Origin of the sequence: Sphingomonas sp. IBVSS2, assembly GCF_002127225.1 — a bacterium.
Classification (GTDB): Bacteria; Pseudomonadota; Alphaproteobacteria; order Sphingomonadales; family Sphingomonadaceae; genus Sphingomonas.
Map to the genome: position 1 here is coordinate 462962 of NZ_NFUR01000003.1, position 25324 is coordinate 488285.

The 25324-nt window shown below is 68.7% G+C and carries 31 protein-coding genes; 22 read left to right on the plus strand and 9 right to left on the minus strand.

Features of this window, described 5'->3' with window-relative positions; all coding sequences use genetic code 11:
* Positions 1–2 precede the first annotated feature (2 nt).
* Together CAP40_RS12435 and CAP40_RS12440 are read right to left on the minus strand one after the other, a co-directional pair.
* Positions 3–608, minus strand: coding sequence for a DnaA/Hda family protein (locus CAP40_RS12435; RefSeq protein WP_086129824.1), 606 nt, complete (start codon positions 606–608; stop codon positions 3–5).
* Positions 605–1876 carry a hypothetical protein gene (locus CAP40_RS12440; protein ID WP_086129825.1) on the minus strand — a complete coding sequence of 424 codons (1272 nt, stop codon included), beginning with the start codon at positions 1874–1876 and terminating at the stop codon, positions 605–607. Before CAP40_RS12440 ends, CAP40_RS12435 begins: the two co-directional genes overlap by 4 nt.
* Before the next feature lie 98 nt (positions 1877–1974).
* On the opposite strand from CAP40_RS12440, the gene purM reads away from it, so the two are divergent.
* The 9 genes from purM (at position 1975) to CAP40_RS12485 (ending at position 9247) form a co-directional block, all read left to right on the plus strand.
* Positions 1975–3069, plus strand: a complete 1095-nt coding sequence (gene purM / locus CAP40_RS12445) for a phosphoribosylformylglycinamidine cyclo-ligase (protein WP_086129826.1) — start codon at positions 1975–1977, stop codon at positions 3067–3069.
* A gap of 144 nt (positions 3070–3213) precedes the next feature.
* Positions 3214–3735: a phosphoribosylglycinamide formyltransferase gene (gene purN, locus CAP40_RS12450; RefSeq protein WP_086130089.1), complete on the plus strand. Its 522-nt coding sequence runs from the start codon at positions 3214–3216 to the stop codon at positions 3733–3735.
* Complete coding sequence (locus CAP40_RS12455) at positions 3726–4103, plus strand: MmcQ/YjbR family DNA-binding protein (protein WP_256924163.1); 378 nt, start codon at positions 3726–3728, stop codon at positions 4101–4103. Before purN ends, CAP40_RS12455 begins: the two co-directional genes overlap by 10 nt.
* A 102-nt stretch (positions 4104–4205) precedes the next feature.
* The gene (locus CAP40_RS12460; RefSeq protein ID WP_086130091.1) at positions 4206–4406 is read left to right on the plus strand and encodes a hypothetical protein; all 201 of its coding nucleotides are present in this window, start codon (positions 4206–4208) and stop codon (positions 4404–4406) included.
* A gap of 42 nt (positions 4407–4448) precedes the next feature.
* Positions 4449–5147 (plus strand): endonuclease/exonuclease/phosphatase family protein, encoded by a 699-nt coding sequence (locus CAP40_RS12465; RefSeq protein WP_086129827.1) that lies wholly within the window; start codon positions 4449–4451, stop codon positions 5145–5147.
* The gene (locus CAP40_RS12470; protein WP_086129828.1) at positions 5147–7441 is read left to right on the plus strand and encodes a patatin-like protein; all 2295 of its coding nucleotides are present in this window, start codon (positions 5147–5149) and stop codon (positions 7439–7441) included. Before CAP40_RS12465 ends, CAP40_RS12470 begins: the two co-directional genes overlap by 1 nt.
* 94 nt (positions 7442–7535) lie before the next feature.
* On the plus strand, positions 7536–7874 hold the full coding sequence (locus CAP40_RS12475) for a lipopolysaccharide assembly protein LapA domain-containing protein (protein WP_086129829.1): 339 nt from the start codon (positions 7536–7538) through the stop codon (positions 7872–7874).
* On the plus strand, positions 7871–8542 hold the full coding sequence (gene pyrF / locus CAP40_RS12480) for an orotidine-5'-phosphate decarboxylase (RefSeq protein WP_086129830.1): 672 nt from the start codon (positions 7871–7873) through the stop codon (positions 8540–8542). The genes CAP40_RS12475 and pyrF overlap by 4 nt, the downstream gene beginning before the upstream one ends.
* 12 nt (positions 8543–8554) lie before the next feature.
* Complete coding sequence (locus CAP40_RS12485) at positions 8555–9247, plus strand: lysozyme inhibitor LprI family protein (protein ID WP_086129831.1); 693 nt, start codon at positions 8555–8557, stop codon at positions 9245–9247.
* On the opposite strand, the gene CAP40_RS12490 is transcribed toward CAP40_RS12485, so the two are convergent.
* Positions 9241–9990: an SDR family oxidoreductase gene (locus CAP40_RS12490; RefSeq protein WP_086129832.1), complete on the minus strand. Its 750-nt coding sequence runs from the start codon at positions 9988–9990 to the stop codon at positions 9241–9243. The genes CAP40_RS12485 and CAP40_RS12490 overlap by 7 nt on opposite strands.
* A gap of 100 nt (positions 9991–10090) precedes the next feature.
* Between CAP40_RS12490 and CAP40_RS12495 the strand changes: the two genes are divergently transcribed.
* Positions 10091–10480, plus strand: a complete 390-nt coding sequence (locus tag CAP40_RS12495; protein ID WP_086129833.1) for a helix-turn-helix domain-containing protein — start codon at positions 10091–10093, stop codon at positions 10478–10480.
* Positions 10481–10520: 40 nt separating this feature from the next.
* Positions 10521–11033, plus strand: a complete 513-nt coding sequence (locus CAP40_RS12500) for a GNAT family N-acetyltransferase (protein ID WP_086129834.1) — start codon at positions 10521–10523, stop codon at positions 11031–11033.
* Here the strand turns inward: CAP40_RS12500 and CAP40_RS12505 are convergent.
* Positions 11020–11529, minus strand: a complete 510-nt coding sequence (locus tag CAP40_RS12505; RefSeq protein WP_086129835.1) for an adenylate kinase — start codon at positions 11527–11529, stop codon at positions 11020–11022. The two genes, CAP40_RS12500 and CAP40_RS12505, sit on opposite strands and share 14 nt — an antisense overlap.
* Before the next feature lie 59 nt (positions 11530–11588).
* Here CAP40_RS12505 and CAP40_RS12510 point away from each other — a divergent pair, with 59 nt between their 5' ends.
* The 7 genes from CAP40_RS12510 to CAP40_RS12540 all read left to right on the plus strand — a co-directional run bounded on the left by CAP40_RS12510 (position 11589) and on the right by CAP40_RS12540 (position 17549).
* Positions 11589–12218 carry a phosphoribosylanthranilate isomerase gene (locus CAP40_RS12510; protein WP_086129836.1) on the plus strand — a complete coding sequence of 210 codons (630 nt, stop codon included), beginning with the start codon at positions 11589–11591 and terminating at the stop codon, positions 12216–12218.
* Positions 12219–12308: 90 nt separating this feature from the next.
* Positions 12309–13553: a tryptophan synthase subunit beta gene (gene trpB, locus CAP40_RS12515; protein ID WP_086129837.1), complete on the plus strand. Its 1245-nt coding sequence runs from the start codon at positions 12309–12311 to the stop codon at positions 13551–13553.
* A gap of 8 nt (positions 13554–13561) precedes the next feature.
* Positions 13562–13840, plus strand: a complete 279-nt coding sequence (locus CAP40_RS12520) for a hypothetical protein (RefSeq protein WP_144034339.1) — start codon at positions 13562–13564, stop codon at positions 13838–13840.
* On the plus strand, positions 13833–14624 hold the full coding sequence (trpA, locus tag CAP40_RS12525) for a tryptophan synthase subunit alpha (protein ID WP_086129839.1): 792 nt from the start codon (positions 13833–13835) through the stop codon (positions 14622–14624). Before CAP40_RS12520 ends, trpA begins: the two co-directional genes overlap by 8 nt.
* The gene (accD, locus tag CAP40_RS12530) at positions 14621–15475 is read left to right on the plus strand and encodes an acetyl-CoA carboxylase, carboxyltransferase subunit beta (protein WP_086129840.1); all 855 of its coding nucleotides are present in this window, start codon (positions 14621–14623) and stop codon (positions 15473–15475) included. The genes trpA and accD overlap by 4 nt, the downstream gene beginning before the upstream one ends.
* A 113-nt stretch (positions 15476–15588) precedes the next feature.
* Positions 15589–16896 carry a folylpolyglutamate synthase/dihydrofolate synthase family protein gene (locus CAP40_RS12535; protein ID WP_086129841.1) on the plus strand — a complete coding sequence of 436 codons (1308 nt, stop codon included), beginning with the start codon at positions 15589–15591 and terminating at the stop codon, positions 16894–16896.
* A gap of 227 nt (positions 16897–17123) precedes the next feature.
* Entirely contained in the window at positions 17124–17549 is a 426-nt protein-coding gene (locus CAP40_RS12540; protein ID WP_086129842.1) for a DUF6628 family protein, read from the plus strand.
* On the opposite strand, the gene CAP40_RS12545 is transcribed toward CAP40_RS12540, so the two are convergent.
* Genes CAP40_RS12545 through CAP40_RS12555 form a run of 3 tightly spaced genes read right to left on the minus strand, consistent with a single transcriptional unit; the run spans position 17543 to position 20450 of the window.
* Positions 17543–18031, minus strand: coding sequence for a DUF2939 domain-containing protein (locus CAP40_RS12545; RefSeq protein WP_086129843.1), 489 nt, complete (start codon positions 18029–18031; stop codon positions 17543–17545). The genes CAP40_RS12540 and CAP40_RS12545 overlap by 7 nt on opposite strands.
* Positions 18028–18789: a tetratricopeptide repeat protein gene (locus CAP40_RS12550; RefSeq protein ID WP_144034340.1), complete on the minus strand. Its 762-nt coding sequence runs from the start codon at positions 18787–18789 to the stop codon at positions 18028–18030. The genes CAP40_RS12545 and CAP40_RS12550 overlap by 4 nt, the downstream gene beginning before the upstream one ends.
* Positions 18789–20450, minus strand: coding sequence for an MFS transporter (locus CAP40_RS12555; RefSeq protein WP_086129845.1), 1662 nt, complete (start codon positions 20448–20450; stop codon positions 18789–18791). Before CAP40_RS12555 ends, CAP40_RS12550 begins: the two co-directional genes overlap by 1 nt.
* 67 nt (positions 20451–20517) lie before the next feature.
* Here CAP40_RS12555 and CAP40_RS12560 point away from each other — a divergent pair, with 67 nt between their 5' ends.
* Positions 20518–21642, plus strand: coding sequence for an aromatic ring-hydroxylating dioxygenase subunit alpha (locus CAP40_RS12560; RefSeq protein WP_086129846.1), 1125 nt, complete (start codon positions 20518–20520; stop codon positions 21640–21642).
* A gap of 78 nt (positions 21643–21720) precedes the next feature.
* Complete coding sequence (locus tag CAP40_RS20475; RefSeq protein ID WP_179188130.1) at positions 21721–21870, plus strand: hypothetical protein; 150 nt, start codon at positions 21721–21723, stop codon at positions 21868–21870.
* Here CAP40_RS20475 and CAP40_RS12565 read toward each other — a convergent pair.
* On the minus strand, positions 21867–22301 hold the full coding sequence (locus CAP40_RS12565) for a response regulator (protein WP_086129847.1): 435 nt from the start codon (positions 22299–22301) through the stop codon (positions 21867–21869). The genes CAP40_RS20475 and CAP40_RS12565 overlap by 4 nt on opposite strands.
* Positions 22302–22409: 108 nt before the next feature.
* Between CAP40_RS12565 and CAP40_RS12570 the strand changes: the two genes are divergently transcribed.
* The gene (locus tag CAP40_RS12570) at positions 22410–23591 is read left to right on the plus strand and encodes a pseudouridine synthase (RefSeq protein WP_256924165.1); all 1182 of its coding nucleotides are present in this window, start codon (positions 22410–22412) and stop codon (positions 23589–23591) included.
* Positions 23588–24130 (plus strand): 16S rRNA (guanine(966)-N(2))-methyltransferase RsmD, encoded by a 543-nt coding sequence (gene rsmD, locus CAP40_RS12575; RefSeq protein WP_086129848.1) that lies wholly within the window; start codon positions 23588–23590, stop codon positions 24128–24130. The genes CAP40_RS12570 and rsmD overlap by 4 nt, the downstream gene beginning before the upstream one ends.
* Here rsmD and CAP40_RS12580 read toward each other — a convergent pair.
* The gene (locus tag CAP40_RS12580) at positions 24127–25269 is read right to left on the minus strand and encodes an aspartyl protease family protein (protein ID WP_086129849.1); all 1143 of its coding nucleotides are present in this window, start codon (positions 25267–25269) and stop codon (positions 24127–24129) included. The genes rsmD and CAP40_RS12580 overlap by 4 nt on opposite strands.
* Positions 25270–25324: the final 55 nt, after the last annotated feature.

The following is a 25324-nucleotide window of genomic DNA, read 5'->3' on the forward strand; positions in this document are numbered from 1 at the left end:
CGTTAATCACCGTCCGTTTCGGTTATGAGACCAGCCGCGGCCAATGTGGCGCGAACCGCCGGGATCGACAAGCGCCGCCCCGCCTCGAGCTCCAATGCATCGGCAACGCGCAGGATCGCGATATGGCTGCGCTCGATCCTCCGGGCGATCCAGGCGATGACGTCCGGCTTGGCGTGGAGCAGGTGGCGCTCGAAGGTGCGCTCCAGCAGCTGGGGGATCAGCGCGTCGTCGGGCGGGCCGATCTCCAGCAGCGGCGAGGCGGCGAGACGCGACTTGAGATCGGGCAGCTTCACTGCCCAGGCGGGCGGCGCGGCCTGGGCCACGATCAGCAGCGGGCGATGCTCGGCCTGGGCCTGGTTCCAGGCATGGAAGACCTCGGCCTCCTTGCCGAGATCGGCATCGTCGAAGATGCGCGCGCCGGTCTTCGCCGCGAAGATGCGCGCCAGCAGGCTGCGGCCGGACTTGCGCGGGCCGGTGAGCAGCGCCGACATGACGGGCCAGGTGCCCCAATGTTCGAGCTGGTGGACGGCGCGGGCGTTGGAGTCGCTGACCAGGAATTCCGTCTCGCGCGCTTCGGGCAGTCCCAGCGGCAGGCGAAGCTGCGTCATCCGCCGTTCGGCGCTTCCGTCGCCTGCGGCGTGGGTGCCGGCTGGGCGCCACCGCCGCCGCCGGCGCGCCGGATGCGGAGCACCCCCGGCCCTTCCTGCACGCTCCAGCCCCGCGCCTCCAGCTGCGCGTGCAGCGAGGCGATCTGGCCGTCATAGGAAACGCGCATCACCGAGATGCCGCCCAGCGCCAGGCTGGAGGTGACCGCGGAGCGCACGCCCGGAATGCCGCGCAACGCCGCCTCGCCGGCATTGACCGAGCCGACATTGGGCGTGTCGAACTGGACGCTGATCGCGGTGCCGGCGGCCACGCTGGGCTCGGGCGTAGGCGTCGCCGCCTCGGTCGCCTCGTCGCTGGGCTTTTCCTCGGCCTTCGCGCCCGGCGGACGGGTGGCGAGCAGCCGGTCGGTGCCGAGCTGGCCGAGCGCGAGCGCCTGCTGATAGGCCTTGTCGAGCCGCTGGACGCCCGCATCCATCAGCGTATCGAGCGAATCGCCATTGTCGACGCGCAGCGCGAAATCGGCGATCTTCCGGCGATCGGGGCCGTGCGTGGCCGAGAAGATGCCAATGATCGGCCCACCCGGATATTCGCGGCGCAGCTGCACCTCGGCGATCAGCACGTCGGCCGCGCCATATTGATCGAGCACCGAGCGCCACCAGTTGCGGCCGCGGCGGAGCACCTGGCCCGCGTTGAGCAGCATGGAATCGGGGCCGTTGCCCTGCACGCGGACATAGTCGACCGTGCTGCCGCCGCTCTTGAAGCGGTTCCAGGCGCGCGCCCAGGCCGTCTCGCGCTCGAACACCAGGCCCGCGCCGCCCGAATATTCCAGCGGCACGATCAGCATCGGCGGCGACTGGTTGACCGCCACCGAGACGCCCAGGATCCCACCCGCCTTGTTGCGATCGAACAGCACGCTGAGACGCGCGATGTAGCGCGTCGGGCCGATCTGCTCCTTCTCGACGACGATGCCGGTGACGAGCGAATCGAGCGCCGAATCGGACATGGTGGAAGGCTTGCCGGTCAGCTTGCGCGACAGCATCTCCCAGCCCTTCCGCTGGGCGAGCCGCCAGCCGCCATAGCGCGCGGCATCGGCATCCTTGCCCTTCACGTCGACATCGACGCCCGACACCTCGAAGCTGCCCGAGGCATCGATCGGCACGGCGCTGCCGCCGCCGCTCTTCCCATCGCCCTCGGCCAACACGGCGCCCAGCCCCGCAAGCGCGAGCGCGGAGGCGATGCCGATGGTGAGGGATTTGCGGGCAAGGGTCATGCAGCGGCCCTTTTGGCGAAGCGAGCGGGGAAATCCAAGCGTAGATGTAACGCACGGTGTTACTTCCCGTATCGGGAAGATGGCGCTAAGCGCCCGGCATGAGCGACCAGAACAACTATACCTATGCCCAGGCGGGCGTCTCGATCGCGGCCGGCAACGCGCTGGTCCGCGCGATCGGCCCGCTCGCCAAGTCCACGCGCCGCGCCGGCGCCGATGCCGATCTGGGCGGGTTCGGCGGGGTCTTCGACCTGAAGGCGGCGGGATTCACCGATCCGCTGCTGGTCGCCGCGAACGACGGCGTGGGCACCAAGCTCAAGCTCGCGATCGATCACGACGCGCATGACGGCGTCGGCGTCGACCTGGTCGCGATGTGCGCCAACGACCTGATCGTCCAGGGCGCCGAGCCGCTCTTCTTCCTCGACTATTATGCCAGCGGCAAGCTGGTGCCCGAGACGGCCGAGCGCGTGATCGCTTCGATCGCCGAGGGCTGCCGCCAGGCCGGCTGCGCGCTGATCGGCGGCGAGACCGCCGAGATGCCGGGCATGTATGCCGAGGGCGACTACGACCTGGCCGGCTTCTGCGTCGGCGCGGTGGAACGCGACCGGCTGCTCGACGGCAGCGCGATCCGGCCCGGCGACGTGCTGCTCGGCCTGGGATCCACCGGCGTCCATTCCAACGGCTTTTCGCTGGTCCGCCGCCTCGCCGCCGACAAGGGCTGGAAGATGGGCCGCCCCGCCCTGTTCGACCAGGACGTGATCCTGCTCGACGCGCTGATGGCCCCCACGCGCATCTATGTGCAAAGCCTGCTTCCGCAACTTCGCAAGGGCAATATCCGCGGCCTTGCGCACATCACCGGCGGCGGCCTGCTCGAAAATGTCCCCCGCGTGCTGCCCGAGGGCTGCCATGCGAAGATCGACGCCGGCTCCTGGCCCCTGCCGCGGCTGATGGCCTTCCTGCAGGCACAGGGCAATATCGAGCCCGAGGAAATGGCGCGCACCTTCAACTGCGGCATCGGCATGGTCGCGGTGGTGGCGCCCGAACTGGCGGACGCGGTGAAGGAAGCGCTCTACGCGGCGGGCGAAGAGGTGTTCGCGATCGGCGAAGTCGTCGAGGGCGAACGTGGTTGCACGGTGTTCGGTGACGGAGAGACCTGGAGCGCGCGTTCGGACTGGAGCGCCACGCACAATGCCTGATCTCCCCTCCCGCTTGCGGGAGGGGTCGGGGGAGGGCTCGTCCTCCCTTGCCTGGTACAGGCCCTCCCCTAACCCCTCCCGCAAGCGGAAGGGGGACAAGTGAAGAAGAAGCTCGGCATCCTGATTTCCGGGCGCGGCTCGAACATGGCTGCGCTCGTCGAGGCCGCGAAGGCGCCCGACTGCCCCTACGAAGTCGCCCTCGTCGCCAGTGACAGGCCGGCGGCGGAAGGGCTCGCCTGGGCGGCCGGACAGGGCATCGCCACCTTCGCGCAGAGCCCCAAGGGCATGGCCAAGGCCGAGTATGAGGCGAAGATCGACGCGGCCCTGCGCGAAGCGGGCGTCGAGGCGATCGCGCTGGCCGGCTATATGCGCCTGCTCACCGACGCGTTCGTCCGGGCCTGGCGTGGCAGGATCGTCAACATCCACCCCTCGCTGCTGCCCAGATACAAGGGGCTCGACACCCATGCCCGGGCGATCGCGGCGGGCGACAGCCATGGCGGCGCATCGGTGCACATCGTCACCGAGGAACTGGACGGCGGCGAAGTGCTCGGCCGGGCCGAAGTGGCGATCCTTCCCGGCGATACGCCGGAAAGCCTTGCGGAACGCGTGCTCAAGGAGGAACATCGGCTCTATCCACGGATAGTCGCCGAGTTCCTATGCCGCTGAGCCCCGATCCGGAAACCGCCCTCGCCCAGGTCCGCGCGATCGCGCTGGAGCTTCCCGAGGCCGAGGAACGGCCGAGCCACGGCCAGCCGACCTTCTTCGTCGCCGGCAAGCAGTTCGCCCAGTTCCGCCACGACCATCATGGCGACGGCCGCACCATCGTCGCGGTGAAGACCGCCGATGACGAGGAAGGTCCCAACCTGATCGACATCGCGCCCGAAACCTATTCCAGGGTCGCCTATTTCGGCGTCGGCTGGGTGGGCATCTCGCTCGCCGGGCCGGACATCGACTGGGATTTCACCGGCGACCGGATCGCGCGCAGCTGGGAACTCGCCGCCCCGCGCCGCCTGCTGGAAGCCGGCGGTCGCTGATATACGCGATCTTCCTTTCAGCCCCTGGATATTTTCCCGTTCACCCGAGTTTGTCCTCAGTTCCCCGCCTTGCTGTGGCGGGAAATGGCGAACGGAGAAAATATGGGACAGAAGATCTCGCCCGCCGAGCCCGCGGAGGATCCGGGAGTCGCGACTGCCGAGCAGGGCGTGGTATTGCTCGACGGCCCCGACGGCGTCGCCATCGCGATGACGCCGGGCGCCGCGGCGGAGACCGGCCGCCGGCTCGTGGCGGCCGCCCATGAAGCGGCCAGCCAGGGCAGCGCCGAGGCACATCCGAGCTGAGGCCTTGCACATGTTCCGCAAGCCCCGCGATAAGGGGCGCCGATGATCAAGGTCGCCAGCTACAATATGCGCAAGTCGATCGGCACCGACCGCCGGCGGCGTCCCGAGCGCACGCTGCAGGTGCTGTGCGAGATCGATGCCGATATCGTCGCGCTCCAGGAGGCCGATCGCCGCTTCGGCGAGCGTTCGGCGGTGCTCACCCAGCATCTCCTCGCCGAGCATAGCGACTACAAGCCCGTCCCCCTCGGCACCAAGGCGCGCTCGATGGGCTGGCATGGCAACGCGCTGCTCGTGCGCAAGGATGCGCAGATCCTCGATTGCGAGGCGATCCACCTGCCGGCACTGGAGCCGCGCGGCGCAGTGATGGCAGATCTGCGCCTGGCCGGCGGGCCGGTGGTGCGCGTGGTCGGCATGCATCTCGACCTGTCCGGCCTGTGGCGACGGCGCCAGGCGCACGCGATCATCACGCATCTCCAGGCGAGCACGCACCAATATCCGACGATCCTGATGGGCGACCTCAACGAGTGGAGCGCCCAGTCCGGGTGCCTGCGCGACTTTGCCGGCCACTTCGCCTTCGCCGCCACCGGCAAGAGCTTCCATGCCCGCCGCCCGGTGGCCCGGCTCGACCGGATCATGGCGAGCCCGGAACTGACCATCACCGATGCCGGCGTGCACGATAGCCTCCAAGCGCGTACCGCCTCCGATCACCTGCCCATCTGGGCGACACTGCAAAAGGCCTGATGACCGAAACCCGCGACAAGGAACTGCGCCTCGCGCTCGTCTGCTACGGCGGCATCAGCCTGGCCGTGTACATGCACGGCATCACCAAGGAGGTCTGGCGCCTCGCCCGCGCCAGCTGTGCCGAGCGCGACGGGGCGGACGGCCGGCCCGACGTGTATCGCGAGCTGATCGAGGAGATCCGCGAGACGTCGGGCGTCAACCTGCGGGTGCTCGTCGATATCCTCGCCGGCGCCAGCGCGGGCGGCATCAACACGGTGTTCCTGGCCCAGGCCATCGCCACCGGCCAGTCGCTCGATCCGCTCACCGACCTGTGGATGGACAATGCGGACGTCGAGGCGCTGCTCGAGCCGCGCCAGCGCCCGTCGCACCGCTTCGCCAAGATCTGGGCGGTGCCGATCGCCTGGCTGGTCGCCAACCGTTCCAAGACCGTGGACGAGACGGTGGAGGCCGAGGCGCGCGACGAAGTGCGCCTGAAGCTCGAGCATTTCGTCCGCTCGCGCTGGTTCGAGCCGCCCTTTGGCGGCAAGCGGCTGGCCAACACCATCCTCGATGCCTTCGCCGCCATGGCCAAGGGCCCCAGGGACAAGCGCCTGCTGCCCGACGGGCAGCCGCTCGACCTGTTCGTCACCGTCACCGATTTTCGCGGCCATCCCGAGGCGTTGCGGCTCAATTCGCCCGCTTCCGTGATCGAGAACGAGCACCGGCTGGTCTTCTCCTTCACCGATCACGGCCTGCCGGGCGAGCGTTTCGCCGATGCCGCCAGCCTCACTTTCGCGGCGCGGGCCACTTCCAGCTTCCCCGGCGCCTTCCCGCCGATGACGGTGGGCGAGATGGACGATCTGCTCGCCGAACGGAAACAGGCCTGGCCGCAGCGCGATGCCTTTCTCGAGCGCGTCCTGCCGCGCCAATGGGCGGACAGCCGCGCCGAGAAGGCGATCCTGATCGACGGATCTGTGCTCGCCAACGCGCCGTTCCGCCCGGCCATGGAAGCACTCAAGGAGCGGCCGGCCCGGCGCCAGGTCGACCGGCGCTTCATCTTCGTCGATCCCTTCCCCAATTTCCGTTTCGACTTCTACGGCGCCGAGGCGGACAAGAAGCCCGGCTTCTTCGCGACGATCATCGGCGCGCTCTCCGAGCTGCCGCGCGAGCAGCCGATCCGCGACAATCTCGACGAGATCGCCCGGCGCTCGCACCGGATCGAGCGGATGCTCGCCATCGTCGCCGAGATCCGCGCCGAAGTGGAAACCCAGGTCGAGGCGCTGTTCGGCTATACGCTGTGGCTCGACTATCCCACGCCCAAGCGGCTCGCGACCTGGCGCCGCCGCGCACAGGTCGCCGCGGCGGCCAAGGCCGGCTATGGCCACACCGCCTATGGCCTGCTGAAGGTGGAGGGCGCGATCGATCGCACCGCGCGGCTGCTCTACACGGTGGGCGAGCGGCACGGGCCCGAGCGGCTGCACGAGATCCGCGAGGCGCTGGCCGCCACGGTCCAGTCGCGCGGGGCGGACCGGTTCGGCGCCACGCTTTCCCATGGCGCTTCCCCCGAGACGCTGGAATTCCTGCGCGCCCACGACCTGGGCTTCCGCATCCGCCGCCTGCGCCTGCTCGCCCGCCGGCTCGCCGAAGTCGACTTGCCGACCAGCCATGGCGTGCTCCGCCCGATGCGCGAGGCGATCTATGATTCGCTCGCGGCCTATCTCGAGCTCAAGCGCGCCGACACCTATGCGGACCTGCGCGACGAGGTTCGGATGATGACCGACGATGCCGGGCCGATCCTCGACCGGCTGGCCGAGCGGATGCAGCTGAAGAAGCTCGACGGCGAGACCGATGCGCGGCTGGCGGAGGGGCTGAGCACGCTCGCCAAGGACCTGCGCCGCCCGCTCCTCCTCGCGCATCTGGGCTTTCCCTTCTACGACATCGCCACGCTGCCCCTGTTGCAGGGCGAGGGCGTGGACGAGTTCGATCCGATCCGGGTCGACCGCATCGCCCCGGACGACGCCACCGCGATCCGGGCCGGCGGCGCCGAGGCGACGCTGAAGGGGATCCAGTTCAACAGTTTCGGCGCCTTCTTCAGCCGGGCCTATCGCGAGAACGACTATCTCTGGGGGCGCCTGCACGGCGCGGACCGGCTGATCGACATCGTGCTGTCGACGCTCGATCCCGCCACCCGGCCGCCCGAGGAGCGTGCCGTGGCGATCAAGCGCCGGGCGTTCCACGCGATCCTCGACGAAGAGGAGAAGCGGCTGACGAAGATTCCGGGTTTGTTCGCGGAACTGCGCGCGGAGATCGGGTAGTCCGGCATCTCGCTTTGGGATGGGGAGCGAGAGTCTGGCCAAAATGGCCCACCCGCCCTAAAGTCCGCTCCGCCTCACGCAGGAAGGGAGAGGAATGCGGTTTCTGAAGGTGCTGTTCTGGCTGTTGCTGGGCGGCCTTGTCGCTGGCTTCGTGATCTATAATGGCGACGAGCGCGTGAACGTGCACCTGTGGAGCGGCCTCATTGCCGATTTCAGCCTGCCGCTGCTGCTGATCCTCGTCTTCCTCGCCGGGCTGCTGCCCGTGCTGCTCGCCTATCATGCGCTGCGCTGGCGGATGCGCCAGCGGATCACCGGGCTGGAGCGCGCGCTGAACGATCTGCGCGCGATCAACGCGATGCCCGAGCCGCCGGCCGGACCCATGCCCGTGCCGATCCCGCCTCAGACGGCCCTGCCGCTGGGAGATCCGCTATGAGCCCGGTCTATGTCGCAATCGACACGCCGGACCTGGAACGCGCCAGGGCCATCGCCACGCGGGTGAAGGCGCATGTCGGCGGGATCAAGCTCGGCCTCGAATTCTTCATGGCGAACGGCCGTGCCGGCGTGCACGAGATGCACGAGATCGGCCTGCCGATCTTCCTCGACCTCAAGTTCCACGACATTCCCAATACCGTCGCCAAGGCGATCCAGGCGCTGCGCCCGCTCGAGCCCGCGATCCTGACCGTTCACGCCGCGGGTGGCCGCGCCATGCTCGAGGACGCCAAGGCAGCCGCGCCCGCGGGCACCAAGGTGGTCGCGGTGACGATGCTCACCAGCCTGGACGACAGCGACCTGGTCTCGATCGGCCTCAAGCCGGATCCGCACGAGCAGGTGATGCGCCTGACCGAGCTCGCCAGGTCGGCGGGCGTCGACGGCATCGTCTGCTCGGGCAACGAAGTTGCTGCCGCCAAGGCGCTTTGGCGCGATGGCTTCTTCGTCATTCCCGGCGTCCGCCCGGCGAACGGCACGGTGGGCGACCAGAAGCGCGTGGTCACGCCGCGCGCCGCGCTCGATGCCGGCGCCTCGATCCTGGTGGTCGGCCGCCCCATTACCCAGGCCCAGGATCCCGACCTGGCCGCACGCGAGATCGAGGCGACGCTATAGCAGGAGGCAGTGATGATACGGATCGCGGGTTTCGGACTCTTCGCCCTTTTCCTCGCATGTTTCGGTCTTCATGCCGCCTCTCCGCCGCAATCGGCCAGTTTCGACTGCGCCAGGGCCAGCCACCCGCTGGAAAAGACGATCTGCGCCAGCCCGAAGCTGCGCGCGCTCGATGGCGAAGTCGCCGCGCTCTACAAGGCGAAGCTCGGGCTCCTGTTCGACAAGCAGGGCTTTCGCGGGCAGCAGCGCGACTGGCAGCAGATCCTGCGCACCCGCTGCGCCAAGGCCTGCGATCCCGCCTCGGTGGAGCGCGACTATGCCGTGCAGCGCGATTCCCTGCGCAGCTTCAGCGAGGAGCTGTGGGAAGCCAGCTACAAGACCGCCGACGTTGCCCAGCTGACGATCAACCATATCGACGCGAGACAGTTCGATTTCGGGCTAAGCCGCGATCTCGAGGGCAAGCCGCTCTGCAAGCTGCCGGCCAGCGACGGCGAGGCCGGCGCGATCGCCACGCTCGCCACACCAGCCAAGGCGAGCTGGGCCGCCGGCGCGTGCAGGATCGACTTCACCCTGACGCGCGACGCCAGCGGCCATGTCACTCGGATCGACACGACCGCGTCAGCGGGCTGCAAGCGCTATTGCAAGGGCAATTACGGCCTGAGCGACGCCTTCCTGCCCGCCAACAGCTGGGTCGCCAGCAATCAGTGAGTGCCGTCGTTGAGCAGCGCGAACACCTGCTCATAGTCGCCGCGCGCCTCGGCGAAGCGCAGGAACTTCACGCGCTCGGTCAGGTTCTCGGCCGCCCCCGCCTCCAGCTGGGCCAGGGTCTCGGCGATATAGTCGGCGAGCGGCATCGAATTGGGGTTCTCGGCATGGCCGGGCATCAGGTCGGTCGCCACGGCCGGCGGGGCGATCTCGATCACTTCGACATTGGTGCCCTTCAGCTGGTGGCGCAGCGACTGGGTCCAGCTGTGGATCGCCGCCTTGGTCGCCGAATAGGTGGGCGTGGCCGTGAGCGGGACGAAGGCGAGGCCCGAACTGACGGTCAGCACCGCCGCCCTGGGACGGGCCAGCAGGTGCGGGAGCAGCGCGGCATTGAGGCGCAGCGGCCCGAGCAAATTGGTGGCGATCGTCGCCTCGCCGATGGCCAGGTCCGATCCCGGCGCGACGAGCTTCTCCGCCTGCATGATCCCGGCATTGTGGAGCACCACGTTCAGCGCCGGATGCGCCGCAACGATCTCGCGGGCGAAGCGGGCGATGTCGTCGGCATCGGCCACGTCCAGCGTCGCGGTGGCGATGCCCGGATTGGCAGCGGCGACGTCCTCGAGCGCGCTCGCGCGACGGCCCGAGACGATCACCTTGTTGCCCCGCGCATGCAGCGCCTCGGCGAGCGCGCGGCCGATGCCCGAGCCGCCGCCGGTGATCAGGATGGTGTTGCCGGTCATGTCCATGTTCGGATCCTTTCCGTGAATGTCTGGACGCTGGATATCGTATCATGGTACCTAATAGGGAGTAGGCACCCAAAATATTCATACACACCTTCTGGAAACCATGGCCGATTACGACCCCCATCACTATCCCGACCTCGACCCTCGGGTGGAAGCGCTCGTCACCGAGATCATCGGCCGCGTCGCCGACAAATGGACGATGATCGTGCTCGAGGCGCTCGCCGAGCATGGCGAGCTGCGCTTCTCGAAGCTGCGCGCCGAATGCGGCGGGATCAGCCAGAAGATGCTCACCCAGACGGTGCGCCAGATGGAGCGCGACGGGCTGCTGATCCGCACCGTTCATCCGGTGATCCCGCCACGGGTGGAGTACCGGCTCACCGACCTTGGCGGCAGCCTGGCCGAGGCATTCTGCGGCGTATGGGTGTGGGCGGCACGCAATCTGGCGCGGATCGAGGCGTCCCGCGCCGCCTTCGATGCGCGGGCGGCGGAGTAGGCGCTTGCCAAAGCCGCCCCGGCATCCGACAGAGCCCGCCATGTCCGACGCGCCGACGATCCGCCTTGCCACCCCCGACGACCTGCCGGCGCTCCACCCCGTGATCGAACGCGCCTATCGCGGGGACGCGGCGCGCGGGGGCTGGACGCATGAGGCCGACCTGATCCCCGAGGGCAGTCGCACCGAGCTGGCGACGCTGGAGGCGATCCTGGCCGATCCCGCCCAGCGGCTGCTGGTGGCGCTGGGCGACAATGGCCCGATCGGCTGCGTCCAGATCACCGACAAGGGCGGCCGCCTCGCCTATCTCGGGTTGCTCTGCGTCGATCCGCTGCTTCAGGCCGGCGGGCTCGGCAAGCGGCTGGTCGCGGCGGCGGAGGACTGCGCGCGCGAGGCGTTCGGCACCGTGCGGATGGAGATGACGGTGATCGACGCCCGCACCGAGCTGATCGCCTATTATACGCGCCGCGGCTATGCGAACTCGGGCGAGAAGCGCGATTTCGTGATCCCGCTCGATCCGCCGCTGTTCATGGACGTGCTGGTCAAGGACCTCTGAAGTCCTTCAGGAAATCGGCGATCTCGCGACGATTGCCGAGCCAGACGAATTCGCCGGAATAGCCTTCCAGCATCGCCTCGACGCGCGGCAGGGTCCGGAGGCGGAACAACAGGACATAACCGAGAAAGCCAAGGTCGAAGCGCTCGGGACAGCCCTCGGCCATGTCCGGGCGCACCTTGCCGAACTGGCCGATGATCCTGCGGATCACGCGCCAGAAACAGCGCAGCGGCGACAGGTCAAGCAGCACCACCTTGTCCGCGGCGGCAAGGCGGGCGGGCAGCGTGCCGGCATAGGTTCCGTCGATGATCCAGCGCGGGCCGGCGGCCAGCGCGCTTACCTGTTCCCGCCATGTCTCCGCATCCGGCTCGACCCAGCCCGGTCGCCAGTAGAGCTGGTCGAGATGATGGACGGGCAGCCCGGTCCGCGCGCCGAGCTGGCGCGCGAGCGTCGATTTGCCGCTGCCGGGCGATCCGATGACGAGAATGCGTTCGGCCATAGAATTTCTTAGCGGCCCTGGCTGGTGACGTCGCGGCCTTATCGCCCTAAGGCTCGCGCATGCCCGTTACCGCCAAGATCTGCGGCCTGTCCACGCCCGAGACGCTCGATGCCGCCATTGCCGGCGGCGCGAGCCATGTCGGCTTCGTGTTCTTCCCGCCCTCGCCGCGCAATCTGGACTTCGACCAGGCGCGGGCGCTGATCCGGCGCGTCCCGGGGCATGTCGGCACGGTCGGCGTGTTCGTCGATCCCGACGAGGCGCTGCTCTCCGCGGCGCTAGCCACCGGCATCCAGGCGGTGCAACTCCACAAGACTGCCCCCGATCGCGCCGCCGCTATCCGCATGCGCGTGCCGGTCTGGGCCGCAGTGGCGGTGAAGACCCGCGCCGATATGGACCAGGCGGCAGCCTATCGCGGCGCGGCCGACCGCATCCTCTATGACGCCAAGACTCCCGACGGCGCCGCGCTGCCGGGCGGCATGGGCCTGCGCTTCGACTGGAAGCTGCTCGAGTACATTCCCCAGCCGCTGCCCTGGGCGCTTTCCGGCGGGCTCGATGCCGGCAATGTCCGCGAGGCGGCGGGCATCACCGGCGCCAGGTTGGTCGATGTCTCCTCCGGGGTAGAGAGCGCGCCAGGCGTCAAGGATGTTGCCAAGATCGCCGCATTCCTCCAAGCGGTGGCGCAATGTTGAGGCCGTTCGCACCTGTCCGCATCGGATTTCGATGGCGCTGATCGCTAGCTCCCGAGCCAGCCTCCGCCATCCGAACCCATGAGAGACGCAATGACCGACACCACCACGCTGCCCAACAGCCTGCGCAATCTTCCCGACGAGCACGGGCATTTCGGCCAGTTCGGCGGCCGCTTCGTCGCCGAGACGCTGATGCCGCTGATCCTCGACCTCGAGCGCGAATATCGCGCGGCCAAGGCCGATCCCGCCTTCCAGGCCGAGTTCGACGACCTGCTGGAGCATTATGTCGGCCGGCCGAGCCCGCTCTATTTCGCCGAGCGGCTGACCGAGCATTATCGCGAAGGCGCCGCGCCGGGCATGGGTGCGAAGATCTATTTCAAGCGCGAGGAACTGAACCACACCGGCGCGCACAAGATCAACAACTGCATCGGCCAGATCCTGCTCGCCCGGCGGATGGGCAAGACGCGGATCATCGCCGAGACCGGCGCGGGCCAGCACGGCGTCGCCACCGCCACCGTCGCGGCGCGGTTCGGCCTGCCCTGCGTGATCTTCATGGGCGCCAAGGACGTCGAACGGCAAAAGCCCAACGTCTTCCGCATGAAACTGCTCGGTGCCGAGGTGCATCCGGTGACGAGCGGGGCCGAGACGCTCAAGGACGCGATGAACGAGGCGCTTCGGGACTGGGTCGCGAACGTCCACGACACCTTCTACATCATCGGCACGGCGGCGGGCCCCCACCCCTATCCCGAACTGGTCCGCGACTTCCAGAGCGTGATCGGCACCGAGGCACGCGAACAGATCCAGAAGGCCGAGGGGCGCCTGCCCGACCTGCTGATCGCCGCGGTGGGCGGCGGATCGAACGCGATCGGGCTGTTCCATCCGTTCCTCGACGATGCCGATGTGGCGATGATCGGCGTCGAGGCCGCCGGGCACGGCATCGAGACCGGCCAGCATGCTGCCAGCCTGACCGGCGGCGCGCCCGGCATCCTGCACGGCAACCGCACCTATCTGCTCCAGGACGAGGACGGCCAGATCACCGAGGCGCATTCGATCTCGGCGGGGCTGGACTATCCGGGCATCGGCCCCGAGCATAGCTGGCTGCACGAGAGCGGCCGGGTCGCGTATTTGCCCGTTACCGACCAGCAGGCGCTCGACGCCTTCCAGCTCTGCTGCAAGCTGGAGGGGATCATCCCGGCGCTGGAAAGCGCGCACGCGCTGGCAGCTCTGGAAGCCAAGGCGCGGGAAATGCGCGAGGATCAGATCATCGTGGTCAACGTCTCGGGCCGGGGCGACAAGGACATCTTCACGGTGGCCGATGCGCTGGGGTTCGAGCTGTGAGCGCGTCATTGCGACGTGAGCTCGTCACTACGCCGATCCTATTTGTTGTCCTCGTCGTGTTGCGACTGTTTCCCTATTCGCTAATCGCGACCCTGTGGAACGGCCAGACGTTCGACTCGGCGTTAACCGGCTACCGAACGATGTTTCAGGAAAAACTGCTCGAAGCCATTATCTGGTCGACGATCTTCGTCGTGCTCATGCGCATCGTGACCTGGTTCGAGCGCCGCCCGAAGGTGCCGCACTATGGCGACCGCGACGACGGGTATAAGGTAAATCGACATGGCTGATCGCCTCGCCAACGCCTTTCCGGCCGACCGTGCCGCGCTGGTTACCTTCATCACCGCGGGCGACGGCGACACGGCCGCCAACCTGGACGCGCTCGTCGCGGGCGGTGCGGACGTGATCGAGCTGGGCATGCCCTTCACCGATCCGATGGCCGACGGCCCGGCGATCCAGGCGGCGAACCTGCGCGCGCTCGCCAAGGGCACGCGCACCGTCGACGTGCTGGCGATCGTCGAAGGCTTCCGCGCGCGGCATCCGAACGTGCCGCTGGTGCTGATGGGCTATGCCAACACGATGACGCGCCCCACCCCCACGGCCTTTGCCGAAGCGGCGGCCCGGGCCGGCGCGGACGGCGTGATCATCGTCGACATCCCGCCCGAGGAAGCCGGCGAGGTCGCGCCCTTCGCGGCGAACGGGATCGACGTGATCCGCCTCGCCACGCCCACCACCGATGCCGCGCGCCTGCCGGCGGTCCTCGAAGGTGCGAGCGGGTTCCTCTATTATGTCTCGGTCGCCGGGATCACCGGGCTGCAACAGGCCGCCCAGGCCTCGATCGAGGATGCCGTCGCGCGGCTCAAGGCCGCGACCGACCTGCCCGTGGCGGTCGGCTTCGGCGTCCGCACGCCGGAGCAGGCCGAGGCGATCGCCCGGGTGGCCGACGGCGTCGTCGTCGGTTCCGCGATCGTGGACCTGGTTGGAAAACATGGAGTAGATGCGCCGGAGCACGTCCGAGCCTATATCCGCTCCCTCAAGACGGCCGTGGAAGCCGCAAGGAAAGAAGTCGCATGAGCTGGATCGATCGCGTCCGCAACGTCCTGGCCTTCACCCCGAAGAAGGAAACCCCCGACAATCTCTGGCACAAGTGCAAGGGATGCGGGCAGATGACCTTCATGAAAGAGCTGGAGGCCAACCAGCATGTCTGCCCGCATTGCGATCACCACGATCGCATCGGCCCGGCCGAGCGCTTCCAGTATCTGTTCGACGAGGGCAGCTACACCGTGCTGCCCAGTCCCAGGGTGGCCGAGGATCCGCTCAAGTTCCGCGACCAGAAGCCCTATCCGGCGCGCCTCAAGGCGGCGCGGACCAGCACCGGCGAGCAGGACGCGTTCCTCAACGCCTCGGGCACGATCCTCGGCCGCAAGGCGGTGATCGGCGTGCAGGATTTCGCCTTCATGGGCGGCTCGATGGGCCAGGCCGTGGGCGAGGCGTTCATCCAGGGCGTCGAGGCGGCGATCGCGGCGCGGGCGCCCTATATCGCCTTCACTGCCTCGGGCGGCGCGCGCATGCAGGAAGGCATCCTCTCGCTGATGCAGATGCCGCGCACCACCGTGGCGATCGAGATGCTCCACGATGCGGGCCTGCCCTATATCGTCGTGCTGACCGACCCGACCTCGGGCGGGGTGATGGCAGCCTATGCGATGCTGGGCGACGTCCAGATCGCCGAGCCGCGCGCCACGCTCGCCTTCACCGGCCGCCGCGTGATCGAGAACACGATCCGCGAGAAGCTGCCCGACGACTTCCAGACCTCGGAATATTATCGCGAGCACGGGCTGATCGACATGGTCACCCATCGCAAGGAACTGCGCGCGACGCTCGGCCAGCTGATCGGGCTGCTGTGCGAGGGGAAGAAGGCGGCGTGATGCATTTTCCCTCTCCCCGTCGGCGGGGAGAGGGCTAGGGAGAGGGGCATGAATCGCCAGCTCTTCGCATTCCCTCTCTCTCCGGCCCTCTTCCCGAACAGGGAGAGGAAGTGATGGCCGACCACGCGACTTCCTCAGACCCGCAGGTCCAGCGCCAGCTCGACCGGCTGGGCGCGCTCTCGCCCGGTGCCGATATCCTCGGGCTCGAGCGCATCACGCGGCTGCTCGAGCGCATCGGCAACCCGCAACTGGCGCTGCCGCCGGTGCTCCATGTCGCAGGCACCAACGGCAAGGGCTCCACCTGCGCCTTTCTGCGCGCCGCGATCGAGGCCGCCGGCATGCGCGCGCATGTCTATTCGAGCCCGCATCTCGTGCGCTTCAACGAACGGATCCGGCTCGCCGGCGCGCTGATCGAAGACGCCATGCTCGCGCCGCTGCTCGAGGAAGTGCTCGATGCTGGTGGCGATATCGGCGCGAGCTTCTTCGAAGTGACAACCGCCGCCGCCTTCCTCGCCTTTGCGCGCGTGCCGGCAGATGCGCTGATCCTCGAGGTCGGCCTGGGCGGGCGGCTCGATGCCACCAATGTCGTGGCGCGGCCGGCAGTGACCGGCATCGCCCAGCTCGGCATCGACCATCAGGCGTTCCTGGGCGACACGCTGGAACAGATCGCCGCGGAGAAGGCGGGCATCGCCAAGCCGGGCGTGCCGCTGGTGACGATGCGCTACGCCCCGCATATCGCCGAGATCGTCGCGGCCGCCGGCGCACCGGTGTTCGCACAGGGGGCCGCGTGGGACTTCGAGGTCCATGGCGACCGGCTCCACTATCGCGATGCCCGCGGCGCGGTGGAGACCCCCCTCCCGGCCCTTGCCGGGCCGCACCAGCCCGCCAACCTCTCGCTCGCCATCGCGATGCTGCGGCACCAGCAGGCCTTGGCCGTGCCTGACGAGGCGCTTGGCGCAGCCCCTCGCAACGCCCGCTGGCCCGCGCGCATGCAGAAGCTGGGTGACGGGCCGCTGCTTCACCTCCTGCCCCGGGGCAGCGAATTGTGGCTCGACGGCGGGCACAATGAAGCCGCCGCCATGGCGGTGAGCGCCGCGCTGGCCCAGCTCGCGCGGGGCCGCCCGGTGCAGCTCGTGCTGGGCATGCTCGCCAACAAGGACGCCCAGGGCCTGCTCGCGCCCTTTGCGCAGCTTGCCGCCGGGTTGCATGCGGTGCCGGTCCCGGGACATGAACACCATGTGCCGGCACGACTTGCCGAAGCGGCGCGGATGCTCGGCATCCCGCACGCGTCGGTGGCGCCCGACGTACCGGGCGCACTCGCCGCCATCGCCCGCGAAGGCGGCGCGCCGGTGGTGCTGGTGCTGGGCTCGCTATACCTGGCCGGCACCGTGCTCGAGGCGAACGGGGAATTGCCCGACTAATCCCCTTCCCGCCCTCCCCGCGAGAGCAGCCCCTTCCCACTAGATGTCGATTGGCCATCGGCCTCTTCCGGAGACGGCCCTGTGCTTTCACGAGGTAACGAATATGGACGGGTCCTTCGGGCAGCCGTGCCCCGCCTGCGGCAAACCGTCCGCCACAAACGGCTCTATTGCGATTGACTATCAATAGCGAATGCGCAAGATTTCCGATCACAGCGATCGGAGTCCCCATGACCGTCAGTGCCACGCTCACCGCCCTGCCCGAACTCCAGCCCGAAGACCCCGGCGCGCGGCTGCTCCTGTTCGGCGTGCGCCAGATGGGCGCGCACGGCATCCATGACGCCTGCACCGCGCACGCCTTCGTCACGGCGTTCGGCAAGAGCTTCCGGCGCCCGCTGGTGCTGCTGCGCGCGCTGATGCAGGAGATGTCGGCGATGTCGGCCGGGCCGATCCAGATCGCGCCCTGGTGCTGCGCGCGGATGACCGGGGCGGAGTCCGCGCTGCTCCAGGTGCTCGGCCGGGTGCGCACCCAGCCCCAGGTCTCGGCGGTGCTGCTCGCCGACATGCTGGGCGTGCGCGATGCGACGGGCGTGCTGATCACTGCCCATGCCCTTGCCAACAGCTTCGCCGATATGGGGCTGGCGCTCGATCAGTGAAACGCGTCGGGCGGCAGCCTGAGGTCGGTCAGCACCCAGTTCGCGCCGTGCAGCCGGAACTCCAGCGCCGCTCCGTCCTTGCGGGTCAGCAGGAACCGGCCGAAGGCGACGCGGCGATAGCGCATTTCGTTCGCCTTGAGCTTGATCGTGTCCGGGCGCGGCGTCTCGGCCAATGGCGCCGCCGCGAAGATGAAGCGCATCCCTTCGGGCGAGACCGCCGCATCGACCACCGTATCGGCGATCCCGGCACGAACCAGCGCCCCCAGCACGCCGCCGCCCTCGGCGCCCGTCCGCGCCGAAAGCTGGGCCTTCACGCTTTCCCGCACCATCGGGAAATCGATATGGCGCGCCAGCGCGTCGATGTCGCGTGCCTCGGCCGCGTGCTTCATCTGCCACAGCGTGTAATAGGGCGACCCCCACACCCAGCCGCCGGCGGCGAACAGGACCAGGGCCAGCAGCGCGATCTGCCAGCGCTTCTTCATGCCGTCACGCCCTTCGAACGCAGCCCCGCCAGCGCCTCCGTCGCCCAGCGATACATGTCCGCCTCCGCCGCGCGCTGCTGGCGATCCATGCGCTTCATGCGTTTCTCCACTTCCTCGAGCACCACCAGCGCCTTGCGATCCCAGCCCTGCGCGATCAGCAGCGCGGCATAGCGGCAGCGCGCCTCCTCGCCCGGCATGCGGGTGACGACATCGGCATAGAGTTCCAGCGCTTCCTCCGCACGGCCGAGATGCTCGAGCAGCTTGGCACGCAACAGGATCCGGCGATCCCGATCGCTCTGGCTGAGCGGCTCGGGCGCCGCGTCGATCAGCGCCAGCGCCTCCTTGCCCTGGCCGGTCTCGTAGAGCGCGTCGGCGAGCTTGCCCTGGGTCCGCACATCGGGCTCGCCCGCGGTCATCCGGATCGATTCGCGGTAGAGCGCCACCGCCTCGCCGTGGCGGCCGAGCGCGGCCAGCGCGTCGGCGACGCGCAGCCGGTTGGCGGCGGTGTCGGCGAGGTCGAGCGCATCGCGGGCGGCGCGCAGCTCGCGCTCGGGATCGAGGGCCGACACCGCCTTGGCGCGGACGGTGCGCACATGGCGGTTCTGGCCCAGGCCGGGCAGGATCTCGACGAAGAAATAGGCGATGGCGCTGACCACGGGCAGGAAGATCAGCGCGGTTACCCACATCGGATTGCCGCCGCGCCGCATCAGATGGACGATGCACGCCACCTGCAAGCCGATGATCAGCAGATAGGGCATCAGGCGCCCGCGCCTTCCGGCGTGGAGGCGATCGGCTCGCCCTTGGGCAGCGGCGCCGGGCGCCACCATTCGATCAGCACCAGCACCACCGCGATCATGCCGAGCCCGGCGGTCACGTAGAAGATGTTGGCATAGCCGTGCTTCTCGATCGCCTCGCCCACCGCGGCACGGCCCAGCGCGCCGACGAGGAAGGTCATCGAGGAGAGCAGCGCATATTGCACCGCGCTGTACTCGCGCGAAGTGATCGAGGAGATATAGGCGATGAAGGCGGTGCCCGCGAGCCCGCCCGCGATGTTCTCGCCCGAAATCGCCAGCATCAACCGGATCATCCGCGGCTCGATGCCGATATGGTCCAGCAGGAACAGATGCGCGAACCCGTCGATCCACGGCCCGCCCAGCGCGAGATCGGCATAGAGCAGGTTCGACGCCGCCGCGACGATGCCGCCCACCAACAGGGTCGGCAGCCGGCCGATCGACGCGAGCATCAGCCCGCCGACCGCCACGCCCAGGATCGTCATGATCACGCCGAAAACCTTGGACGCGAAGGCGACCTGGTCGTTCGTATAGTGGAGGAAATCGAGATAGAAGGGGAAGGCGAAGGGCGCCCAGATCGAATCGGCGATCCGATAGACCAGGATCAGCGCGAGGACGAGGATCGCGCCCCAGCGCAGCCGCTGAACGATCTCGGCGAGCGGCAGGATCAGCGCGCGATAGCTGTGGTTGGCGGCGGCGCGCAGCGCGCTCGGCGCAAGGTCGGTGCCTTCTACGTGCCGAGGCAGCCGGTTGGTCCAGCCCGCGACCAGTGCCGGCAGGATGACGGTCGCGACGATGATCCACGGCCCCCAGACCTGGGTGAACGCCCCCGCAGACGGCGCCGGCACGCCAGGCACCGGCGGGCGCAGCGCTGCGATCATGAAGCTGCCGAGCATGTAGATCGCCCAGGCCCAGCACACCGCCACGATCCCCAGCGCGACGGCACGCTGGCCCGCGGCGGGCACCGAATGGCCGGCCAGCGGCGAAGCCTCGTCGGCGGCGTTGCGCTCGGCCTCGGGCGTGAACAGCGTCATCACCAGCGCGCCGATCATCACCACGCCGAAGCCGATATAGACGGTCGGCCAGCTCACCCGCGCCGCCAGGATCAGCGCCAGGGCGCCGCCGGTGAGCGCCGCCAGCCGGTTGCCAAGCTGGTAGATCGCCGAGAGCAGGTCGACCGTCGCCGATTCGTCGGCGATCTCGATACGCCAGGCGTCGATCACGACGTCCTGGGTCGCGGAGAGGAAGGCGGCGATCACCGCCAGGCCGGCAAAGCTGCCGATCGCGGTCAGCGGATCGGTGAGCGCCAGCCCGCAGAGCAGCACCGCCAGCCCGGCCTGGCAGAGCACCAGCCAGGAGCGGCGCCGGCCCAATTGCCCGATCAACGGCAGCCGCGCCCGGTCGACCAGCGGCGACCACAGGAACTTGAAGGCATAGGCCAGGCCGATCCACGAGAGCACGCCGATCGTGGCCAGGCTCACCTTGAGCTCGCCCAGCCAGGCGTTGAGCGTGCCGATCAGCAGCACGAAGGGCAGGCCGGACGCGAATCCCAGCACCAGCATCGCCGCCGTCTTGCGGTTGCGCGTCGCCGCGCGCAGCAGCGCCCAGCCTTTCAATTTGTCGCTCACCTTGCACCCTCGCTGTGTTGGGTGGAAACTAGCCGAAAATAACGGGAAGGCCAGAGGAGAGCATGGCATGAACGCGCCGACCGAAGGACAATTGGCGTTGGCGGGAACCCTGGCCAGGGGCGGATCGCGCGGCGAGGGCGAGATCGCGCATGTCGCGGCCTCGGTCTATACCAGCGCCGAGCGTTTCGCCGCCGAGCAGGCCGGCATCTTCGCGCGCCTGCCCCTGGTGATCGCCCCCTCCGCGTTGCTCCCCGAACCCAATATGGCGATCCCGCATGACGGCTTCGGCAAGCCGTTGCTGATCACCCGCGACAAGTCGGGCGAGGCGCATGTCTTCCTCAACGTCTGCCGGCATCGCGGCACCCGCCTCGTCGAAGGCTGCGATCCGGTGAAGGGCGGGCGCCTGGTCTGCCCCTATCATGCCTGGACCTATGCGCTCGACGGCAAGCTGATCGGCCTCCCCCGCCCCGACACCTTCCCCGGTCTCGACAAGGGCGCGTACGGCCTCAAGCGCCTGCCCACGCACGAAGCGGGCGGCCTCATCTGGTTTTCCTTCGCCGAGGAAGCCGATTTCGCCGAGGCGGAGACGCTGGCGCGCGATTTCGAAGCGTTCGATCTGGCCGGCCAGCACCTGTTCCGCCGCCGCACCCATATGGTGCAGGCGAACTGGAAGCTGATCATGGATGCCTTTCTCGAAGGCTATCACATTCAGCGGCTCCATGCCGACACGATCGCGCCCTTCTTCAAGGACGGCGTATCCACCGCCGACACGATCGGCCCGCACCAGCGCTCGGCAGTGGGGCGCGAAGCCGCGCTCGCGGCGCTTTCCTCAAGCGACTGGGCAACGCTGCGCGCGGCGATCACCTACACCTACCAGATGTTCCCCGGCACGGTGCTGGTGGTGAGCCCCGACTATATCAACCTGATGGTGCTGATGCCCCAGTCCGAGGGGTGCGTGCTGGTCGAGGATTTCATGCTGATCCCGGAGCCGCCCGCCAACGAGAAGGCGCTCGCCCATTGGGAGCGCAGCTGGGAACTGCTCGACGGCGGGGTCTTCGCCTCGGAGGATTTCCGCGCCTGCGAACTCGGCCAGCAGGGCCTCGCCTCGGGCGCGATCGAGCGCGTGACGCTCGGCACGCTCGAACTCGGCATCCGCCATTTCCACGATGCGGTGAACGCCAGGATCCGGTAGAATCCGGAAAGGAATTCCTCAGGATTTCGCGTGTCCGGCCTCCCGCCTACCTATGAGGTAGTTCGAGAGGATCACCCGATGTCGCTTCGATTGCCGCCCAAGGAACTGCTCGAAACCAGCGACGAACCCCGCCTGCCGCGCGGCACCGGGCTGCTGATCGCGCTCGGCATCGGCGCGGTGAGCTGGGCGATCGTCGTCGCCGCAGCGCTGATCCTGCTGCGCTACTAGGCCGGACTCAGGAACAGGCTGAAGCTGCCCGGCAGCCGTCTGGGCGCCCGGGTTCCCTCCAGCGCTGCCTCGATCGCCGTGATCGCCGCGAGCAAGTCGCGCTGCGGATAGGGTTTGGCGAGGCATCCCGCCGCGAGCGCCCGCGCTTCCTGGGGAAAGCTTCCCGTCACGAACAGCACCGGCAGTCCACGCCCCTGCGCCGCACGCGCCACCTCCACACCGCTGCCATCGGCCAGGCTCACGTCCGCCAGCACCAGATCCAGCCCGGCATCCGCCGCGATCACGCGCAACGCCTCGGCGACCGTGTCCACCGTCGCCGCCACGGCGAAGCCTTCGCCCGTCAGGAAATGTTCCGTGTCGAAGGCGACCAGCGGCTCGTCCTCCACCACCAGCAACCGCTCGATCCGCCGCTTCTTCCGCCCGAACATCATCTCGCCTGAAAACCCGCCAAGCCACTGAACCCGAGGCGCTAACGCGCCAATCCCTTTCGAGGGCGCAATAATTTTTGAAGCGACCGCCACAATCGCTATATCGCCCGGGTGTCATCATCCAATACCAAAGAAGCGCAGCGCATCGCCAAGCTGCTGGCCCGTGCCGGAATCGCGTCGCGTCGCGACATCGAGCGCATGATCGTGGACGGGCGAATCGCGCTCGACGGCAAAGTGCTCGATACGCCCGCGACACTGCTCACCTCGCTGCGCGGCGTGACCGTCGACGGCAAGCCGGTCGCCGCGCCTGCCCCCGCCCGCCTGTTCCGCTATCACAAGCCCGCCGGCCTGCTCACCACCGAGCGCGATCCCAAGGGCCGCCCGACCATCTATGATCGCCTGCCCGACGGGCTGCCGCGCGTGATGCCCGTCGGCCGGCTCGACCTGAGCACCGAGGGCCTGTTGCTGCTCACCACCGACGGCGAGCTGAAACGCGCGCTCGAGCTGCCCGCCACCGGCGTGGAGCGCAGCTACCGGGCCCGCGCTTATGGCAACGTCACCCAGGCGCAGCTCGAATCGCTGATGCTCGGCGTCGAGATCGAGGGCGTCCGCTACGGCCCGATCAACGCCAATATCGAACGGCGTACCGGCGCGAACGTGTGGATCGAACTGACCCTGACCGAAGGCAAGAACCGCGAAGTGCGCCGCGTGCTCGAATATCTGGGGCTGGAAGTGAACCGGCTCATCCGCACCCGCTACGGCCCCTTCTGGCTGGGCGACATGCCTGCGGGCGATGTCGACGAGATCCGCCAGCACGACCTGATCACCTTCCGCACCGTGCTGTCCCGGCCCGGCGGCGGCAAGGCCGCCTCGAACCTGCAGTTCGCGGCCCGCTCCCGCGCGGTCGAGCCGGCGCCTCGGCCCAAGCCGATCCCCGCGCCGGGCGGCCGGGAGCCCGAGGGCCGCCGCAAGATCGAGAAGCCCGAGGCGAAGAAGCCGGTCTTCACTGCCCGGGTCACGCCCAGGGCGAAGGACGAGGTCGCGATCGAGCGCCCCCGTCCGTCCGGCAAGCCCGGTCCCCGCAAGCCGCGCGAGGACGGCGTCGCCAAGCCCGCCCGCGCCGCCCGCGCCCGCGCGCATCGCGAGACGCAGGAGCCGCGTCCCGGCGATTTTGTCGACCGGCCCAAGGGGCCGCGCGGGCCCGGCAGGGGTACCGGCCGTCCCGGACCCGCCGGTGGCCGCGCACGGCCCGGCGGCGGCAAGCCCGCTCGCCCGCCAAGGACCCGCAAATGAGGATCATCGCCGGGGAATGGCGCGGCCGCCCGCTCGTCGCGCCCAAGGGAGACACCACGCGCCCCACCGCGGACCGCACGCGCGAGGCGCTCTTCTCGATGCTCGCGAGCCGCCTCGGCAGCTTCGAGGAACTGGCGGTGGCCGACCTGTTCGCCGGCTCCGGCGCGCTGGGTCTGGAGGCCTTGTCGCGCGGCGCGGCCTCCTGCCTGTTCGTCGAGCAGGACCGCACGGCGCTCGATGCCCTGCGCGCCAATATCGCCAGACTGGGTGCAAAGGCCGCGGAAGTGCGCGCCGGTTCGGTGCTCTCGCTGGGCCCCGCCCGCGCGCCGCTCGACCTGATCCTGATGGATCCGCCCTATGGCACCGGCGCGGGCAGCGTCGCGCTCGACAAGCTCGGGCGGCTCGGCTGGGCGGGCCCGGGCACCTGGATCAGCATCGAGACGTCTCGCGACGAAGTGCCCGACGTAGCGGGCTTCGTCGCGGACGTCAGCCGCGTGCACGGCAAGGCGCGGCTCACACTGCTGCGGGCAGCGGCCTAGAGATAGGCCGAAAGCGTCAGCCGCACGTCACGCTTGACGCCGCCGCTCTCCACGCTGAGCGGAATTTCGCTGCCGATGGGCCGGGTGATCGCGCGCAGCAGCTCCTTGAACCTGCCGTGGAGGAGGTCGCCGCGCTTGATGCCGGCCGCCGCCGCCGGGCTGCCGGTGCCGACATCGCCTACCGTCACCTTGCCGGCCTTGTCGTCAAGCCACAGTCCGGAACCATAATAGGCCGGTTCGGGCGATGGCTTGCCGTTCCAGGCTGCCCAAAGCTTATGCTCGGACACCTGGGTCGTCAGATGCAGGCGGGAAAGCGCCTGCAGGCCGATCAGGCCGTCCGTGTCGATCCATGGCGCGCTCGGATCGCAAACGCCAACGAGCGGCCGCTCGAAATCGAATGCGCCGATGGCCAGGCGCTGGCCGCGCACCAGCCGGCTCGGCACCCCCTTGGTGCCGATGCCGCGCGACTGGGTCGGCACATAGGGCTTGCCGGCATCCCATAGCCCTGAGCGCGCGGCCATCTTTCCGCCCAGCAACAGCGTGCCAGGCGAGCCAGTGTCGACGATGAATTCACCCGGTGCGCCGTCAATGGTGGCGGAGGCCAATATCCATTGGCCGCTATCGGGCAAGTCGAAGAAGCGGGTAGGCAATTTGGTGAATCCGTCAAAGTCCGGTCGCCCGTCCTTGTAGAGGCGCCATTCACCCTTCACGAAATCGAGGTCGCTGTCATAGGTATTGAACATGCCGACCCCAAAGGTACCCATGGCCTTTGTGCCGAAGAGGTGCGTGCCGATAAAGAGCATGTGCGGAAAGTTGACGCCACTCTCCAGCGTTACTGTTCCAGCATCGTACCAGGCGGACAGGCGACTGCCGCCGACACCCCCGGTCACCCGCCGATTGATCACTTTCATGCCGATCTTGTCGGCGAACTTCTCGTTGATGATGCTGAGCGAGCCGCCGGTATCGATCACGAAGAGGTGGGGCCCGGTGTCGCGGATCTTCGCGGCGATCCAGACGCGATCGTCTTCCAGACGAATGCGGTTGACCACCGGCGCGCCCGCGGCCCGGGCACGCCCGACCAGCCCCGCCATCGTCGCCAGCGTCACGCCGCCGCCGATAAGTCCGCGCCTGTCGATCATCTTTGAAATCCCCCGGTTCGGGGGGCGCTTTATTGATCGAAGATGACGGGACGAA